14 protein-coding genes are annotated in these 15,708 nt (G+C 35.3%); 9 read left to right on the top strand and 5 right to left on the bottom strand.

Annotated elements, in window-relative coordinates; all coding sequences use genetic code 11:
- The first annotated feature begins 2 nt into the window (after positions 1-2).
- Genes glgD through BN1225_RS09525 form a run of 3 tightly spaced genes read left to right on the top strand, consistent with a single transcriptional unit; the run spans position 3 to position 3,797 of the window.
- Entirely contained in the window at positions 3-1,112 is a 1,110-nt protein-coding gene (gene glgD / locus BN1225_RS09535; RefSeq protein ID WP_041139558.1) for a glucose-1-phosphate adenylyltransferase subunit GlgD, read from the top strand.
- On the top strand, positions 1,112-2,539 hold the full coding sequence (gene glgA / locus BN1225_RS09530) for a glycogen synthase GlgA (RefSeq protein ID WP_041139557.1): 1,428 nt from the start codon (positions 1,112-1,114) through the stop codon (positions 2,537-2,539). Before glgD ends, glgA begins: the two co-directional genes overlap by 1 nt.
- A 52-nt stretch (positions 2,540-2,591) precedes the next feature.
- A complete protein-coding gene (locus tag BN1225_RS09525) occupies positions 2,592-3,797 on the top strand; it encodes an ATP-grasp domain-containing protein (RefSeq protein WP_041139556.1) in 1,206 nt (401 codons plus the stop codon).
- A 227-nt stretch (positions 3,798-4,024) separates the two neighbouring features.
- On the opposite strand, the gene BN1225_RS09520 is transcribed toward BN1225_RS09525, so the two are convergent.
- Positions 4,025-5,437, bottom strand: a complete 1,413-nt coding sequence (locus BN1225_RS09520; protein ID WP_041139555.1) for a glycoside hydrolase family 1 protein — start codon at positions 5,435-5,437, stop codon at positions 4,025-4,027.
- 384 nt (positions 5,438-5,821) lie between these two features.
- On the opposite strand from BN1225_RS09520, the gene BN1225_RS15120 reads away from it, so the two are divergent.
- Together BN1225_RS15120 and BN1225_RS15115 are read left to right on the top strand one after the other, a co-directional pair.
- On the top strand, positions 5,822-6,316 hold the full coding sequence (locus BN1225_RS15120; RefSeq protein WP_317621634.1) for a DUF362 domain-containing protein: 495 nt from the start codon (positions 5,822-5,824) through the stop codon (positions 6,314-6,316).
- Positions 6,267-6,680, top strand: a complete 414-nt coding sequence (locus tag BN1225_RS15115; protein WP_317621636.1) for a DUF362 domain-containing protein — start codon at positions 6,267-6,269, stop codon at positions 6,678-6,680. The genes BN1225_RS15120 and BN1225_RS15115 overlap by 50 nt, the downstream gene beginning before the upstream one ends.
- A gap of 45 nt (positions 6,681-6,725) precedes the next feature.
- Here BN1225_RS15115 and BN1225_RS09510 read toward each other — a convergent pair whose 3' ends face one another.
- Positions 6,726-7,409 carry a phosphoribosylaminoimidazolesuccinocarboxamide synthase gene (locus BN1225_RS09510; RefSeq protein WP_041139554.1) on the bottom strand — a complete coding sequence of 228 codons (684 nt, stop codon included), beginning with the start codon at positions 7,407-7,409 and terminating at the stop codon, positions 6,726-6,728.
- A 205-nt stretch (positions 7,410-7,614) separates the two neighbouring features.
- On the opposite strand from BN1225_RS09510, the gene BN1225_RS09505 reads away from it, so the two are divergent.
- Positions 7,615-8,502, top strand: coding sequence for a MurR/RpiR family transcriptional regulator (locus tag BN1225_RS09505; protein WP_041139553.1), 888 nt, complete (start codon positions 7,615-7,617; stop codon positions 8,500-8,502).
- Positions 8,503-8,773: 271 nt separating this feature from the next.
- Here BN1225_RS09505 and BN1225_RS09500 read toward each other — a convergent pair whose 3' ends face one another.
- From BN1225_RS09500 to BN1225_RS09490, 3 genes are all read right to left on the bottom strand, one after another.
- On the bottom strand, positions 8,774-10,549 hold the full coding sequence (locus tag BN1225_RS09500) for an oleate hydratase (RefSeq protein WP_041139552.1): 1,776 nt from the start codon (positions 10,547-10,549) through the stop codon (positions 8,774-8,776).
- A 137-nt stretch (positions 10,550-10,686) separates the two neighbouring features.
- Positions 10,687-11,253 (bottom strand): TetR/AcrR family transcriptional regulator, encoded by a 567-nt coding sequence (locus BN1225_RS09495; protein ID WP_317621633.1) that lies wholly within the window; start codon positions 11,251-11,253, stop codon positions 10,687-10,689.
- A gap of 90 nt (positions 11,254-11,343) precedes the next feature.
- On the bottom strand, positions 11,344-12,717 hold the full coding sequence (locus tag BN1225_RS09490) for an MATE family efflux transporter (protein ID WP_041139550.1): 1,374 nt from the start codon (positions 12,715-12,717) through the stop codon (positions 11,344-11,346).
- A gap of 516 nt (positions 12,718-13,233) precedes the next feature.
- Between BN1225_RS09490 and BN1225_RS09485 the strand changes: the two genes are divergently transcribed.
- The 3 genes from BN1225_RS09485 to nikC are packed head-to-tail and all read left to right on the top strand — an operon-like array spanning position 13,234 to position 15,706.
- Positions 13,234-13,944, top strand: a complete 711-nt coding sequence (locus tag BN1225_RS09485) for a class I SAM-dependent methyltransferase (protein WP_041139549.1) — start codon at positions 13,234-13,236, stop codon at positions 13,942-13,944.
- Positions 13,944-14,888: a nickel ABC transporter permease gene (nikB, locus tag BN1225_RS09480; RefSeq protein WP_041139548.1), complete on the top strand. Its 945-nt coding sequence runs from the start codon at positions 13,944-13,946 to the stop codon at positions 14,886-14,888. The genes BN1225_RS09485 and nikB overlap by 1 nt, the downstream gene beginning before the upstream one ends.
- Entirely contained in the window at positions 14,885-15,706 is an 822-nt protein-coding gene (nikC, locus tag BN1225_RS09475) for a nickel transporter permease (protein ID WP_041139547.1), read from the top strand. Before nikB ends, nikC begins: the two co-directional genes overlap by 4 nt.
- Positions 15,707-15,708: the final 2 nt, after the last annotated feature.

Genomic DNA, 15,708 nt, shown 5'->3' with positions numbered 1-15,708 from the left:
AAATGGCAAAAGTTATAGGACTCGTAAATTTACATTCAGACATTGATTTTAAAGGATTAACAGAACGACGCCCAGTGGCATCTGTAAGCTTTTTAGGACGTTATGGTGTCATTGATTTTGTTTTATCTAATCTATCAAATTCGAATATTGATAATGTCGGAGTATTGATTAAAGAAAAACCAAGATCATTATTCAAACATATGGGACTCGGAAATTCTTGGAATTTCAACTCTAAATCAGGAGGGATTTCATTATTATATAATGAGCGCTATGCAAATAATCCTCACTATAATCATGATATTAATAATATGATCGAAAACATTGCTTTCTTGGAAAAAAGCAAAGCGGATTATGTTGTGATAGCACCTGAACATATCATCACGACGATGAACTATCAGGACGTGATTGAAGAACATGAAAAAACAGGGGCAGAAATCACGATGGTTTATCAACACATTAAAAATGCGGATCAGTCTTTCATTGGTGAACATTGTTTGGATATTAAATCAAAACGTGTTGTAGAAGTAAAAGAAAATAAAGGGAATCGTAAAGAAAGAAATATTTCATTAGATACGTATGTCATTAATTTAAAAACATTAATGAAACTGCTGACAAAAGCACAAAATATTAGTGCGTTCTTCAATTTAAGTGACACTTTAGCGTATCTGTGTGATGAACGTGAAATTATGGCTTATGAATATAAAGGATATGCTCGTTGCTTAAATTCAATTGAAGCGTATCATAAATATTCTTTGGAGTTTTTAGACTTAGATATATTCAGTCAAGTCTTTAAATCAAATTGGCCTATTTATACTAATACGAACGATACACCGCCTTCAAAATACAAAAAGAATGCTCAAGTAAAAAAATCATTTATCGCTAACGGTACGATTGTTGATGGAACAGTTGAAGAAAGTATTATCGGACGTAACGTTGAAATCGGTAAAGGGGCAGTTGTGAAAAACTGTATCTTGTTATCTGGATGCAAAGTATCGGCAGGATCACATTTAGAGAACGTTATTTTGGATAAAGAAGCACGTGTAGAAAAGCATAAAGAATTGATTGGAGATAAAGATTCACCGCTTTATGTTAAAGAAGGGGATGTTGTTTAATGCATATCTTGTTTGCAGCAAGTGAATGTACACCATTCATTAAATCAGGTGGGTTAGCCGATGTTTTAGGTTCCTTGCCACAGTCTTTGCAGAAATTAGGGCATGAATGTATTGTTGTTTTACCTAAATATGCAGATATGAAAGGGGCAGAAGATTTAGAATATGTAACCCATTATGATATTTATATCAGTTGGCGTAAAAAGTATTGCGGTGTTTTTAAATGTGTCAGAGACAATGTCACCTACTATTTTATTGATAATGAAGAATACTATGGTCGTCCGGGCTTGTACAGCTATGATGATGACTATGAAAGATTTGCTTTCTTTGATTATGCAGTTTTGGAATTGATTTCTCATCTTCAGCTAGAAGTCGATATTCTGCATCTTCATGACTGGCAGGCAGCGATGATTGCTCCGTTATATCGTGAACGTTATGCAATGCATCCTTATTATGATGATATTAAAATTGTTTTTACGATTCATAATATTGCTTATCAGGGGAAAGCAGATCCAAAGATTATTAACTCTATTTTTGGATTGCCGGATTACTTATATGAAAATGGAAACTTACGTAATGGAGACTGCTTTAATATGATGAAATCGGCTATTCTTTACAGCGATATCATCACGACGGTTTCTCCAACGTATGCAAAAGAAATTCTAACAGATGAATTTGGAGAAGATCTTCAATACATTCTGCGTATTCGTATGAATGATCTCTATGGTATCTTAAATGGTATCGATTATGTGATCAATGATCCCAAAACAGATCCCAATTTAATTCAATCCTTTGATGTAGATACCATCGAATTAAAGGCTGAAAATAAAGCCGCTTTGCAAAAAGAATTAGGACTGGTTGAAGATCCGGAGGTTCCGTTGATTGGGGTTGTCACTCGTTTGACATGGCAAAAAGGAATTGATCTTATCATCAATCGTTTAGATGAAATGATGAAACGTGACTTACAGTTAGTTATTTTAGGAGCCGGGGATTATCAGTATGAACAGGCTTTTGAAAATGTGGCAAAAAAATATCCGGATAAATTATCTGTCAATTTAAAATATGATTTTGGATTGTCATGCCGTATATATGGATCTTGTGATATGTTCTTGATGCCGTCTTTATTTGAACCATGCGGATTATCACAGATGATGTCTATGCGCTATGGAACGATTCCGATTGTTAGGGAAACTGGTGGATTAAAGGATAGTGTACAGCCATATAATGAATATTTGATGACTGGAACCGGATTCAGCTTTGCGCATTACAATGCTCATGAAATGATGGATATCATCGATTATGCACTTCAAGTTTATCAGCAAAAAGATCAATGGAAACACTTAGTAGAGAATGCAATGAATGAAAAGTTGGATTGGGAAAAGAGTGCTAAAACATATGAAAGATTGTTTAATGATCTTTTAAATCGTTAATAAATGTCTCCAAAGCATATGCTTTGGAGCTTTTTAAAAGGGAGGGAATAAAATGAATGTTGTATTTATATCACCGCATTTTCCAACGTATTTTTATAATTTCTGTGATCGTTTGAAAAAAAGAGGTGTTCATGTATTAGGAATTGGAGATGAGGTTTACGATCATTTATCAGCACAGACAAAAGCTTCATTAACTGAATATTATCGTGTGGATCATTTGGATGATTATGAAGCGGTATATCGTGCTTGTGGTTACTTTATCAGCAAATATGGCAGACTGGATTGGATCGAATCCGAAAATGAATATTGGCTGGAATTAGAAGCGACACTCCGCAGTGACTTTAATGTCAATACCGGAACTAAGATTGAACATATGGGGGAAATGAAATATAAATCCAAGATGAAGGATGTCTATAGGCGAGCAGGGATACCTGTTGCCCGTTATCAGTTGTTGTATTGTCACGAAGATGCCTATGATTTTACGGATCGAGTAGGTTATCCCATTGTAGTAAAGCCGGATAATGGGGTAGGTGCCAGCAAGACCTATAAACTGGAAAACAGAGAAGAATTAGATTATTTTTTGGCTACAAAAGATGATACACTATATATCATGGAAGAATTTGTAAACGGACATGTCGAAACATTTGATGGGATTACAGATTCTAATAAGAATATTTTGATCTGTTCAAATCATGTGATGCTTCATTCAATCATGGATACGGTCAATTTTGAGACGGACATGGCATTCTTCTCACAATCTGTGGAAGATAATGATATTCGTATAATTGGTGAAAAGGTGGTAAAAGCATTTGATACACGAAGCCGATTCTTTCACTTTGAATTTTTCCGTTTAGACAGCGATAAAGAAGGATTAGGTAAAAAAGGTGATCTTATTGGATTAGAAGTGAATATGCGTGCACCGGGTGCTTATATGCCGGATATGATCAATTATGCCTACGATGAAGATGTTTACTCGATATGGGCAGATATGTTAGTTTTTGACCGCTGTTTCAGTGTTCCGCAAAGGAAATATTATGTTGGCTATGCATCACGCCGCCATGGCATCGATTACGCATACACTCACGATGAAATTATTGCGATGATGAAAGATCAGCTGCTTTTAGAAACAGAAATTGCTCCTTCGCTTGCTGCTGCAATGGGGAACCATGCTTATTTATTTAGAACTGTCGATCGTTATCATTTAGAAGAATGGGTTCGTACGATTTTACGTCGTAAAGACGGAACTGAATGGTTTTAATGTCATTACTTAATTAAATGAACTGCAAGGTTGGATATCCCTAATCTTGTTAGTTCATTTTCTTTTTTTTATAAATGAAATAGGATAATTTTGTAAATTCTGTTTATAAATCTGTTGAAGTTAAAACTTGTCTTTGATGAATGGGTGGGTGAGTTTAAACTAACATTATGAATAATAAAAAAGGATCAACCTCTGCGAATAGGCAGAAATTAATCCTGATTGTTAGTTTAATCTTCTAAATCAGCTCCGTTAGAAGCGATTACTTTTTTATACCAGAAGAATGAGTCTTTACGAATTCTTCTTAAATCTTTTAAATCAAATTCATCACGATTCACATAAATGAAACCATAACGTTTTGTACAACCTTGATGTGTAGAGATCAAGTCAATGGCAGACCAAGGAGAATATCCCATTAAGTCAACGCCATCTGTGATAGCTTCCTGACACGCTTTGATATGTTGTCTTAAATAGTCAATACGGTAATCATCATGAATCTTGTCACCTTCTTCTAATTTATCAGGGACCCCACATCCATTTTCAGTGATTAATAATGGTAAATGATATCTTTCCCATAATTGTCTTAAAGTAACACGTAATCCTACAGGGTCAATTCCCATTCCTAATGAAGTCTGTTTTTGATTAGGGTTCTGAACATTCTGAGCAATACCAGGTTCTGTCATTAATCCAATCATAAATTCAGCTTGACTTCCTTTAGCTTTTTCAATAGCGACTTTAGCTTCTTCTTCAGAAATATATTTCACTGTACCACCACCATAATAGTTAAAGGCAATGAAATCGGGTTTTCCATTCGCTAAAGTTTCAGCATCTCCCTCTTCAAAAGTAGGGGCCCATCCGCGTTGAGTTAAATATTCCATGAACGCTTCAGGATATTTACCGAATACTGCTGTATCTAAGTACATACGATTTCTTAATTGATCATAATCCATCGCTGCCAATGTATCTTCTGGTGAAGAAGTAGCAGGATAAATGCAGGTAATATTTGGTGCAGGAGCAATTTTACCGTCTTTAACTAATTCATGACAAGCAATCATGGCTCTAGCCTGTGCCAACAGCATATGATGGTTTGCTTGATATTTATCTTTTTCACTTGGATAAGGGAAGAAGATGACCATCATATTTTGTTCGTTAATAGTCAGCCAATGTTTGACACGGTCGCCAAAGTTTTCAAAACAAACACGTGTATATCTTTCATAATCTGCGATACATTGTCTTGATGCCCATCCACCGTATTTTTCTTGTAAAGCTAATGGCAAATCAAAATGGTACAAAGTAACGACCGGTGTAATATTATATTTTAGTAATTCATCGATCAAGTTGTTGTAGAATTCAATACCTTTTGGATTTACTTTTCCATCTCCATCAGGAATAATTCTAGGCCAAGCAATTGAGAAACGGTATTCTTTAAATCCCATTTCTGCCATCAAAGCAACATCTTCTTTATAATGATGATAATGATCACTCGCTACTTTAAAATCAGTAGTCCCTTCTGGAATAGGAGCTGTTTCTTGTGTTGATAATCCTTTTCCGTCTTCATCATAAGCGCCTTCTACTTGATAAGCAGAAGTACTTGCTCCCCAAAGAAAATCTTTAGGGAAAGGTTTTAATTTTAAATGTTCCATATTTTTCCTCCTATATAACAGTATAATTATACAATAAAATGTAAACGTTTGCACTTGTTTTGTTGCATTGAAAATATTCTTTTTGAAGAATAGTTGAAAATACTTTTCAAATCAGACTTTTGTGCTATAATATATTTTATAAAAGCGCTTACACTTTTCTGAAATCAGTGCAGTGGGGAGAGAATAAAGTGAAAAGAAAGTTATTAATAGTAGCTTGTCTATTGATCATGGTGGTTATTATCAGTGGATAAGTTTCTTGATCCTGTTTCCGGGTGAAACAGGATTTTTACTTTTTGATCAAGAGGGATTGACATTAAAGTTAACTTTAATATTATAATGCATTTGTATGTAAAAGATAACATGATTATAAAAGGAGAAAAGATAATGGAAAAATCAAAAGTTTATTTTACACGTCAGATTACTCCGGAGGCGATGATCACAATGTATGAAGCAATGGGTGTTAAACTGCCTGGAAAAGTGGCAGTGAAAGTACATTCCGGTGAAGTAGGCAATCAAAATTTTATTCGTCCTTCGTTTATGAAACCGATCATTGATTATGTAGAGGGAACAATCGTGGAATGCAATACTGCATATGAAGGAAAACGCAATACGACAAAAGAACACTGGGAAACGATGAAGCTTCATGGCTGGACGGATATTGCTGATGTAGATATCATGGATGAAGAAGGCGAAATGGAACTTCCGGTAGAAAACGGACATCATCTTAAAGTAAATTATGTAGGAGAACATATGAAAAAGTATGACTCTATGCTGGTATTAAGTCATTTTAAAGGACATCCTATGGGAGGTTTTGGCGGTGCTTTAAAAAATATTTCTTTCCCATGGAAAAGCGCATATTCATGGTGCAGGAGTAGCTGAACATATTTGGAGTGCAGATCATAATGAATTTTTAGAATCCATGGCTGATGCTTCAGAATCGATTGTCCGCTACTTTAAAGAAAACATTGTTTATATCAATGTCATGTGTAATATGTCAGTGGACTGTGATTGCTGTGCAGAAGCAGAAGATCCTGCTATTGCAGATATCGGTATTTTGTGTTCGACAGATCCAGTCGCCTTGGATCAGGCATGTATAGATATGGTTTATGCAAGTAATGACCCAGGGAAACCACATTTATTGGAACGCATTGAATCAAGAAATGGTGTGCATACAATAGAAGCTGCGGCGGCATTGAACATTGGAAACCGAGATTATGATTTCATCGATTTATCTAATCATTAGCCAAAAATAAAATCTGCGAATTGTTTTTCGCAGATTTTTATTGATTTATTTATTTAAAATAATGTTTGTCAAGTCTACAGGCTCAACGATTTTCCCGTCTTTATAAACACGCATATTACCAGATGCAATTTCATCAATTAAGATGACTTCATCATTATTGTAACCAAATTCAAATTTAATGTCATAAAGATCAAGACCTTTTTTCTTAAGATCATCCGCTACTAATTTTGTGATTCTTAATGTTTGATCTTTCATGCTCGCAAATTGTTCTTCGCTCATGATTCCAAGTGCTGCAAGACCTTCGCTGGTAATTAATGGATCTCCTCTGTCATCATCTTTTAATGTTGCTTCAACGTAACCTCCTTCTAAAGGTGTTCCGTCTTTAATATAATCCCCATAACGACGAATGAAACTTCCTGTTGCAACCAAACGGCAAATCACTTCAAGACCTTTACCAAATACTTTGGCAGGAAGAACTTCCATTGTTGCTTCGTCAATGTTTGCCTCAACATAGTGAGTCTTGATTCCAGCGTCTTTTAAGATTTCAAAGAAATGGATTGACGTTTCTAAGTTTGCTTTTCCAATACCATCAATAGTTAATCCAACTGAGTTTTCACCTGGATCAAAGACACCGTCTTTACCAGTACAATCATCTTTGAATTTCAGCATAACATTTCCGTTATCTAATTCATAAACATCTTTAGTTTTACCTTCATAGACTTTTTTCATAATTTTCCTCCGTGTTATTTTATTGATTCTTGAACGTTGTTATTATATCATTTTTTTGATGAAATTCTACATTTTTATGTAAATTTATATGATAAAAGATAATTTGTGAGGGATAGCTTATGAAAATCACGGTTTTAGTCAGGAATCTTGCTTCCATAATGGATATATGTTTAAATAAAAGCAGAGAAACAAGGAGGAAATCAGTATGTTAATTGAGGAAATATTAAAATCAAAAAAAGGTTTTTCTCCTTTAGAAGTCACACTCGCTGATTATTTTTTAGAGCATTCATTAGATATTGAAAAACAGAGTGCCAGATTTATCGCTAAAAAATTGTTTACTGTTCCGTCGACGATTGTCCGCTTCACTCAAAAAATCGGCTATCAAGGGTATAATGAATTTAGAGAAGCTTATCTTAAGGAACAGGAGTATTTATCGAGCCATTTTGAACACATTGATCCAAACTTCCCTTTTGATGATCAAGATAAAAACATTGTGATCGCTAACAAAATGGGAACTTTATATCATGAAATTATTGAAGATGTCTTGACTTTGCTTGATCACGATCAGCTCCAGGCAGCGATTACTCTTTTAAAGAATGCCGATTTTATCTATGTTTTTTCATTGGGGGTACAGTTAGATATAGCCCAGACATTTAAAGATAAGATGCTTAAAATCGGAAAGAATGTGATGACTGAGGAGAAAGCCGATGAAATGTTTTATCGCAGTAAGTACTGTAACGAGAAGAGTGTTTTTTTATTAATCTCTTATTCGGGGGAAACAGAAACATTATTGAGAATTGCAAAACAGTTAAAGATCCGTCATATCCCTTTGTTGGCAATCACAACCTATGGAGAAAACTCTCTTTTTCAATATGCCGATCCTATTTTATATGTATCCAGCCGAGAAAAACTGATTGAGAATTTAGGCAGCTTCAGTATGAATTTAAGTGTCTTGTTTCTATTGGATATTTTATATGCGAATCTGTTTAACGAGGATCGTCAAAATCATTATGATAAGCGGGTAGATGCCTCTAAATCCTTTGAACAATATCGGACGACCTATAATAGCTTATTAAAAGATAGAAAAGAGTAGGTTAACAGCGTTTGACGACAACGGTTATATTTTAAGACATTATAAATAAGAAATAGACACCGATATAGTGTGTTATCCGCTGAAGGGATTAAAAATATACAAACAGAAAAAATAAAATGAATGATGAATAAAAGTGTTAGCTTAGCATTATCAAGAAACCAGTCGTAAGCAAAACAAAGACGACTTTTACAGCTTATGGAGTGAGAATAAAGGAAACTCACACATATTCATTATTCAAAGTAAAAGAACAGGCTTTTGACCTGTTCTTTGTTTATATCAGATGATAATGTTCTAATAATTCTTCAATAATTGTGCCTTGGAGTTCTTTTAATGCTTTGCGTCCAACAAATTTATATTTGAATGGCAGAGAAATCTGATCTAATTTCTTACCGTCCATCATCTTTGAAGTCGCATCTAACAAATCTCTCACGTCATAACAAGATCCCCATACTTCGGGAACACCGCGATCAATGTCAAGTAATGTATACACAGCTTCCATTCCGGTTCGGACAGAATATTCAGTAGTGAAGATCGTATCTCGGATTGTTTCGGCAAACTGACCGATAAATGCAAAGTTCACACTGCCTGTTGGAACCACATTTGGACGATCCCCTTTTTCGCGTGGCATAAAGAAAGCAGTAATATAAGGCATCATGCATGGAATCGTGCTGGCTGAATGCGTAGCGAGGTCTAAGATCTGATCTTCAGGAACGCCCATATGATATAACCATTCTTCACAAATTTCAATACCGGTACATTCACGCATTGGTTTTTTTATAAAGTTTCCGGGGACATCTGTATAAAGTCCGTAAATCCATCCGACTAACTGTTCTTTAGGCTGGGCTTTGAAATGAGGCTGACGGTTAAATGTATAGCTCATCAGCCAGTTAGAATCTTTCACCGTTACAATACCACCCGTTACTACTTTTCCTGAAAATGGATCACGTTTACATATTTTTTCTAGATAAGGTGGGATCTTGTCATCCAATGTAGTGACGGTAGCAGATTCCCAATTTGTTGCTTTGATATTGCCACAGAATTTATCGGGATGACCAAAGTCTGGATGCTGAGCGGCAATCTTTTTCCATAACTGCCAGCAGCCCCCATCTCCTTCTTTGGTATTTTGTATCGGTGCATGGGTATTATCTCCTAAAGAAGAGTTTTCTGTACAGCTTCCATTCGTAATAAACAATAGATCATCTTCTGTCAGATCAATGGATTCTTCAACACCCTGATGTGTGCAGAGAATACGTTTTGCCAACTTTTTAGCACCCTTAAACTCAAATTCAACATTTGTCACTTGAGTGCTGTAATGGAATTGAACATGATGAGATTCCAGATATTTAATCATTGGCAAAATCAGGGACTCATATTGATTATACTTTGTAAATTTAAGAGCGCTGAAATCAGGCAGACCACCAATATGATGAATGAAGCGCTGAATATACAATTTCATTTCTAAGGCACTATGCCAAGTTTCAAAGGCAAACATCGTCTGCCAGTAAAGCCAAAAATTCGATTTGAAAAATTCCGGATGTAAAACATCTGTGATTGTTTTATTATAAAGCTGTTCATCAGGGGTCATGAATAATTCCATGATACTCATGGCTGCTTTATCGGATAATGCAAACTTACCATCGGTATGAGCATCTTGACCACGATTGAAAGTTGCTCGCATCAATGAGTAGTTAGGGTCTTTTTTATTTAACCAATAATATTCATCTAAAACGGAAACATCTTTAGTTTCAATAGAGGGGATAGAGTGAAATAAATCCCATAAACATTCAAAATGGTTTTCCATTTCACGACCGCCACGGATAATGAATCCTTTTTCCGGGTTGTAAATACCATCACAGGCTCCACCAGGCAAATCCATTTCTTCTAAGATATGAATATGCTCTCCTTTCATTTGTCCATCTCTGACTAAAAAGCAGGCAGCGGATAAAGAAGCCAATCCGGAACCAATCAGATATGCCGATTTTTTATCCACTCCTTCTGGTTTTAGTGGACGAGCAAAAGCTTCGTAATTTCCGTTACTGTAATACATATAACATTCCTCCTTGTTGATATGCTTACATTATAATCTGTCTGTTTTATAAAAACGATGGACAGATAAAAGCCAATGGCTAAATTTTAACCATTGGCTCATTATTGTCTAAATTTTGGACAAATCAATGGAGTTGTCTATCGTTCTTCAAAACGCAGCAGGGCTTTATGAAAATCTCCTTCAATCAACGTTGTCAAATCCTGAATGATTTCATCAGGGTTACGCTTCATATTTCCTTCAATCCATTCCAATGCCAAGCCCACAAAAGCATGTTTATAAAAATTAGCGATAAACTCTTTATGCTTTTGATCGACTTTCATACCTTGTGCTTGTTCGTTTACCACATCTATTAAAAACTGATAGGTGGTTTGGTTTAAAAAACGCATCAGATCTTTACGGCTTAATGAGTGGTAAGTATTGGTGATAAATGTTTTATTATCTAAAGCATATTGAAACAATGCCCGTACACCATCAGCCCATGTTTCATAAGTTTTATTGTCAGCAATCACTTTTTCCATTTCCGTTTCATATATCCAATCTATTAAATCATAAATATCTTGAAAATGATAATAGAAAGTATGACGATTTACTTCACAGTCTTCTGTGATATCTGTGACCGTAATCTTGGATAACGGTTTATGGATCAATAGCTGCTTTAATGAAGCTGCAAGGGCTCTTTTGGTTGTTTGTGACATTAAACTCATCTCTTTTCTTTTACTATCTCGATATCATTTTAGCATATTTTATATAAGATGTATAAAAAAGAAGTATGGCTTTTGCCATACCTCTCGCTTTTAAATGACTTTAAACTGTTTCCATTTTCCCTGATAGTATCTTTTGGCGATTAGTGCAGATTTGATTGCCCAATCTCCCACCATCGCTAAAGCAATACCGATTACACCTAAATTCATCCAAATACCAAAGATGATGGAAAGTATAACACGACATACAACGGTTGAAAAAATAGATGTATACATTGTATATTTAACGTCCCCACAGGCACGAAGTCCATTTGATAAGGAAGAAGCAATCGGACATAGCAAAGCGTTAAAGAGATTATGAATCAGACACAATATAATAATCATATAGATAGTGTCACTTGATAAACTGTAAAGTTGAAGAATCAACGGTGTCACTATAAAGAAAACAATATTCCAAATGATCCCGCCAAGATAGGTAATTCTTAATAGCTTCTTCATATAATAATCTGCTGCTTCAACATCTCCGGCTCCCATACATTGTCCGATTACGGTAATAAAAGCAGGACCCATTGCCAAACAAAAGAGTGCAGCCATCGACCAAAAACTTTGAGCGACTCCATTAGCGGCAATTTGGCTGGTTCCAAACATCGCCACAATACTGCTCAGTGCTACTTTGGATAGCTGGAATAACCCATTTTCAATTCCATTAGGAATGGCAATATTTAAAATGCGTCGAATCATCTCTTGGCTCCATTTGAAGATATCTTTGATACGTACATAAATCGTATTGTTTTTATTTAAAGATATTGCAAGTAAAATAACTGCGGCTATGACTCTGGAAATCAATGAAGGATAAGCCACTCCGGCAACTCCGGCATGGAGAACAAAAATCCCGATGAAGTTTCCTACAACATTAATGACGTTCATAATAATGGATACATACATAATTGTTTTTGTTTTAGACATACTTCTAAATAATCCCGCACAACTGTTGTAAATAGCTAATGCTGGGAAAGAAAACGCAGAAATAATTAAATACGTTAAACACGCTTGCATCACTTCACTTTCCACACGCCCAAAAAGCAAAGTCAGCAGCTCTCGACGAAAAATAATCGCCACTCCCATTAAAATAATAGAAATGAATGTGGTGATCATCACTAACTGACTGGAAGCTAAAACCCCATTCTTTTTATCTTTATTCCCTACGTATTGACTTGCGACAACAGCCCCTCCCGAAGCTAGCGCCGTAAAAACAAGAATAAAGACCGTATTTAACTGATTGACTAACGAAACGCCCGAAACGGCGGCTTCTCCTGCATAACTCACCATCAAAGTATCGGCAATGCCCACAAGTAAGATCAGTAACTGCTCGATAATCAGCGGAACAATCAAGTCACGCAAGTTGCGATTAGAAAATAGCTGTCGGCTTTTCTCTATCTGTATTTTTGGTTCAATTAATTTCAACATATCTACACCTCAATTCTTTTACATTGTACAATCTGGAGTGCGCTCCAAGTCAATAAGAAAAAGCAATTAATTTAAAAAGTGGCTTAAATTCAAGTATTTTTTTATTCTTTGAGCCAATAAAGATATGCCTAAAATGTATATGAATAACTAATACTATGGTTTTTATTATGGAAAATAGAGTAAGATTAATATCATTTTACTCTTTATTTTATAAAAACATCTTGACTTGAAGTGAACTCTAAGGTGTAAGATTAACTTAAATCCAAGAAGGATCGAATGAAAATAAGAATGTTTTCATAAAGACAGAAGTTATAAAGATAATAAAGAAAAAAAGCAGAAGTCCCAACACATTGAAGTGTATGAAGAGTTATAGACATAACTGTGGAAAGGACAATATGAATTTATTAAAAAGGAATAAAATCTTACATTGAATATCTAGGGCAACGTTATTATCCTAGACTTTTTGTGTTGGAAATGAATGATGGGAGTAAGAAATTTTAAAATAGGAGAGGTCATATGACAAAATATTTAGAAGATATATCCGATTATTGGGATACTCGTGCCAGAGGCTATTCTTTGGATAATCAAGCGGAATTGGAAAGTGGACAAGCAACGAAATGGCTTCAGCTGATCGAACGCTATGTTTCGATCAAAAAAGAATGGCATGTTTTAGATTTAGGCTGCGGACCGGGCTTCTTTTCGATCTTGTTGTCTCAAATCGGGTGTCGGGTAACGGCGATTGATTATAGTGACAAGATGTTGCAGGAAGCAAAAGCAAACGCTGAAAAATATAAGACAAGTATTGATTTTAAGAAAATGGATGCTCATCAGTTGATGTTTCAAGATCAAAGTTTTGATTTGATCATTACCCGTAATGTCACCTGGAATCTGGAACAACCCATGATTGCTTATCAAGAAATGTTAAGGGTGCTAAAACCTAGCGGGCATTTATTAAATTATGATGGAAATTACTATTATCATTATACAGATGAGGATTACAATCGAAAAATGCATCGTGAACATCAACATATGGAAGGGATTGATGTATCTAAAATTGACGGAATTGCTGAACATTTAGAATTATCTAAGCATTTGCGTCCTTACTGGGATGAAGAAGTATTTAAACAATTAGGGGTTAGTTCTATAGAATGGGATATTCTAAATAAAGAGATAAATTCGTTGGGAAAAACAATGATTCGCAGCTTTTTGATACACGTTATTAAATAATGAAAAGCTATATTATTAAAAGACTGTTTTCCTTAATCTTTGTATTATTAGGCGTTACTTTTTTAACTTTTTTAGTTACGGATTTAGCCCCTAGTGATAGTGCAGAGATGTATTATCTATCAAGAGGAATGACACCATCAAGTGAAACTTTAGAAACTACTCGTAAAGAAATGGGATTGGATAAGCCGGTGATTGAACGTTATGTTCATTGGTTGGATGAAGCCATGCATGGAAACCTTGGGGAATCCTATCATTATGGCAACAGCGTTATTGAACAGATGAGCCGAAAACTGCCCAATACATTAAAACTTGCTTTTTTATCCTTAAGTATTGTTGTGGTAATATCCATTCCTTTAGGTATTTTTACAGCGATTTATCAAAATAGAGCTATCGATTATTTCATTCGCTTTTTAACTTTTTTTAGTATCTCTATTCCTAATTTTTGGTTAGGGTTATTGCTTATCTATATTTTTTCGGTAAAGTTAGGAATTTTTAATGTTATTAGCGGTACGGATCTTAAAGGAATGATATTGCCGATGATTACTCTGTCATTGCCGTTAATGGGTTCCTATATACGTCAAATCCGAACGGCCATCTTAGAGGAACTTAGTAAAGACTATGTTGTCGGTGCTGTGTCTAGGGGATTAAGTCAATGGGACATCATTGTTAAACATGTCTTACCAAATGCTTTTTCTTCTATTGTGACATTATTGGGCTTATCGATTGGACATTTATTGGGAGGTACGGCTATTGTAGAAACAATTTTTTCCTATCAAGGGATTGGCAGTATGATCGTAGAAGCGATTCGTGTCCGAGACTATCCAATTATACAAGGGTATGTCGTTTGGATGGCAATCATTTATGTTTTCGTTAATCTCATTGTTGATCTGCTTTGTTTCATGATGAATCCTAAAATGCGTTTAAGCAAGGGGGAACGATTATGAAAAAGATAAAAAACTGGACAACGATCAAAATTATTATATTATCCTCTCTGGCAGGGGGATTATTATTAGTTGCTTTATTTGGAAAATACTTAGCCCCGTATGATCCATTAGAAGTGAATTATGCTTTGTCATTACAGCCGCCCAGCCGTGCACATTGGTTTGGTACAGATAAACTAGGACGAGATATCCTTTCAAGGATATTATGTGGAGCAAGATCGTCTTTTTCATTAACTTTTATAATGCTGATTATCATTGTATTTGTTGGTGTCACTCTAGGCTTGATTGCCGGTTATAAAAAAGGCATGATTGATCATGTTTTAATGCGATTTGCAGATGTGTTATTGGCTTTTCCTGATACGATCTTTGCGATTGCAGTGGCTGGAATATTAGGCGCGGGACTATTTCATACTGTTTTTGCTTTAGCTCTAATATGGTGGACGAAGTATGCAAGACTTACAAGAACTTTGGTTTCGTCTATCATGCATCAGGATTTTATCATTGCCGCTAAACTATCAGGGGCAAAACCGTTTAAGATCATCTGGGCTTATATCTTGCCAAATGTATTTCCGCAAATCTTGATTCATGCCACCTTAGATATTGGTTCCATGATGATTTCTCTAGCAGGACTTAGCTTTTTAGGATTAGCAAGTCAGCCTCCCCAACCGGAATGGGGATATATGCTTTTTGAAAGTAAACAATTTATGCAGACTGCCCCATGGATGATGGTGTATCCGGGGTTAGTGATATTGATCAGTGTGATCATCTTTAATTTATTGGGAGATAGTTTACGTGATAAACTAGATCCTAAACAATCATAGGA

Origin of the sequence: Beduini massiliensis (genome assembly GCF_000829905.1) — a bacterium.
GTDB classification, from domain to species: domain Bacteria; phylum Bacillota_I; class Bacilli_A; order Erysipelotrichales; family Coprobacillaceae; genus Beduini; species Beduini massiliensis.
The sequence above is the reverse complement of the archived record's forward strand: the minus strand, read 5'-3'. Positions and strand labels throughout refer to the sequence as shown.

What these genes read in the sequence shown, in the direction of transcription:
- glgD (WP_041139558.1), top strand. Translation starts at nt 3, where the DNA reads ATGGCAAAAGTTATAGGACTCGTAAATTTACATTCAGACATTGATTTT.
- glgA (WP_041139557.1), top strand. Translation starts at nt 1,112, where the DNA reads ATGCATATCTTGTTTGCAGCAAGTGAATGTACACCATTCATTAAATCA.
- BN1225_RS09525 (WP_041139556.1), top strand. Translation starts at nt 2,592, where the DNA reads ATGAATGTTGTATTTATATCACCGCATTTTCCAACGTATTTTTATAAT.
- BN1225_RS09520 (WP_041139555.1), bottom strand. Translation starts at nt 5,437, where the DNA reads ATGGAACATTTAAAATTAAAACCTTTCCCTAAAGATTTTCTTTGGGGA.
- BN1225_RS15120 (WP_317621634.1), top strand. Translation starts at nt 5,822, where the DNA reads ATGGAAAAATCAAAAGTTTATTTTACACGTCAGATTACTCCGGAGGCG.
- BN1225_RS09510 (WP_041139554.1), bottom strand. Translation starts at nt 7,409, where the DNA reads ATGAAAAAAGTCTATGAAGGTAAAACTAAAGATGTTTATGAATTAGAT.
- BN1225_RS09505 (WP_041139553.1), top strand. Translation starts at nt 7,615, where the DNA reads ATGTTAATTGAGGAAATATTAAAATCAAAAAAAGGTTTTTCTCCTTTA.
- BN1225_RS09500 (WP_041139552.1), bottom strand. Translation starts at nt 10,549, where the DNA reads ATGTATTACAGTAACGGAAATTACGAAGCTTTTGCTCGTCCACTAAAA.
- BN1225_RS09495 (WP_317621633.1), bottom strand. Translation starts at nt 11,253, where the DNA reads ATGAGTTTAATGTCACAAACAACCAAAAGAGCCCTTGCAGCTTCATTA.
- BN1225_RS09490 (WP_041139550.1), bottom strand. Translation starts at nt 12,717, where the DNA reads ATGTTGAAATTAATTGAACCAAAAATACAGATAGAGAAAAGCCGACAG.
- BN1225_RS09485 (WP_041139549.1), top strand. Translation starts at nt 13,234, where the DNA reads ATGACAAAATATTTAGAAGATATATCCGATTATTGGGATACTCGTGCC.
- nikB (WP_041139548.1), top strand. Translation starts at nt 13,944, where the DNA reads ATGAAAAGCTATATTATTAAAAGACTGTTTTCCTTAATCTTTGTATTA.
- nikC (WP_041139547.1), top strand. Translation starts at nt 14,885, where the DNA reads ATGAAAAAGATAAAAAACTGGACAACGATCAAAATTATTATATTATCC.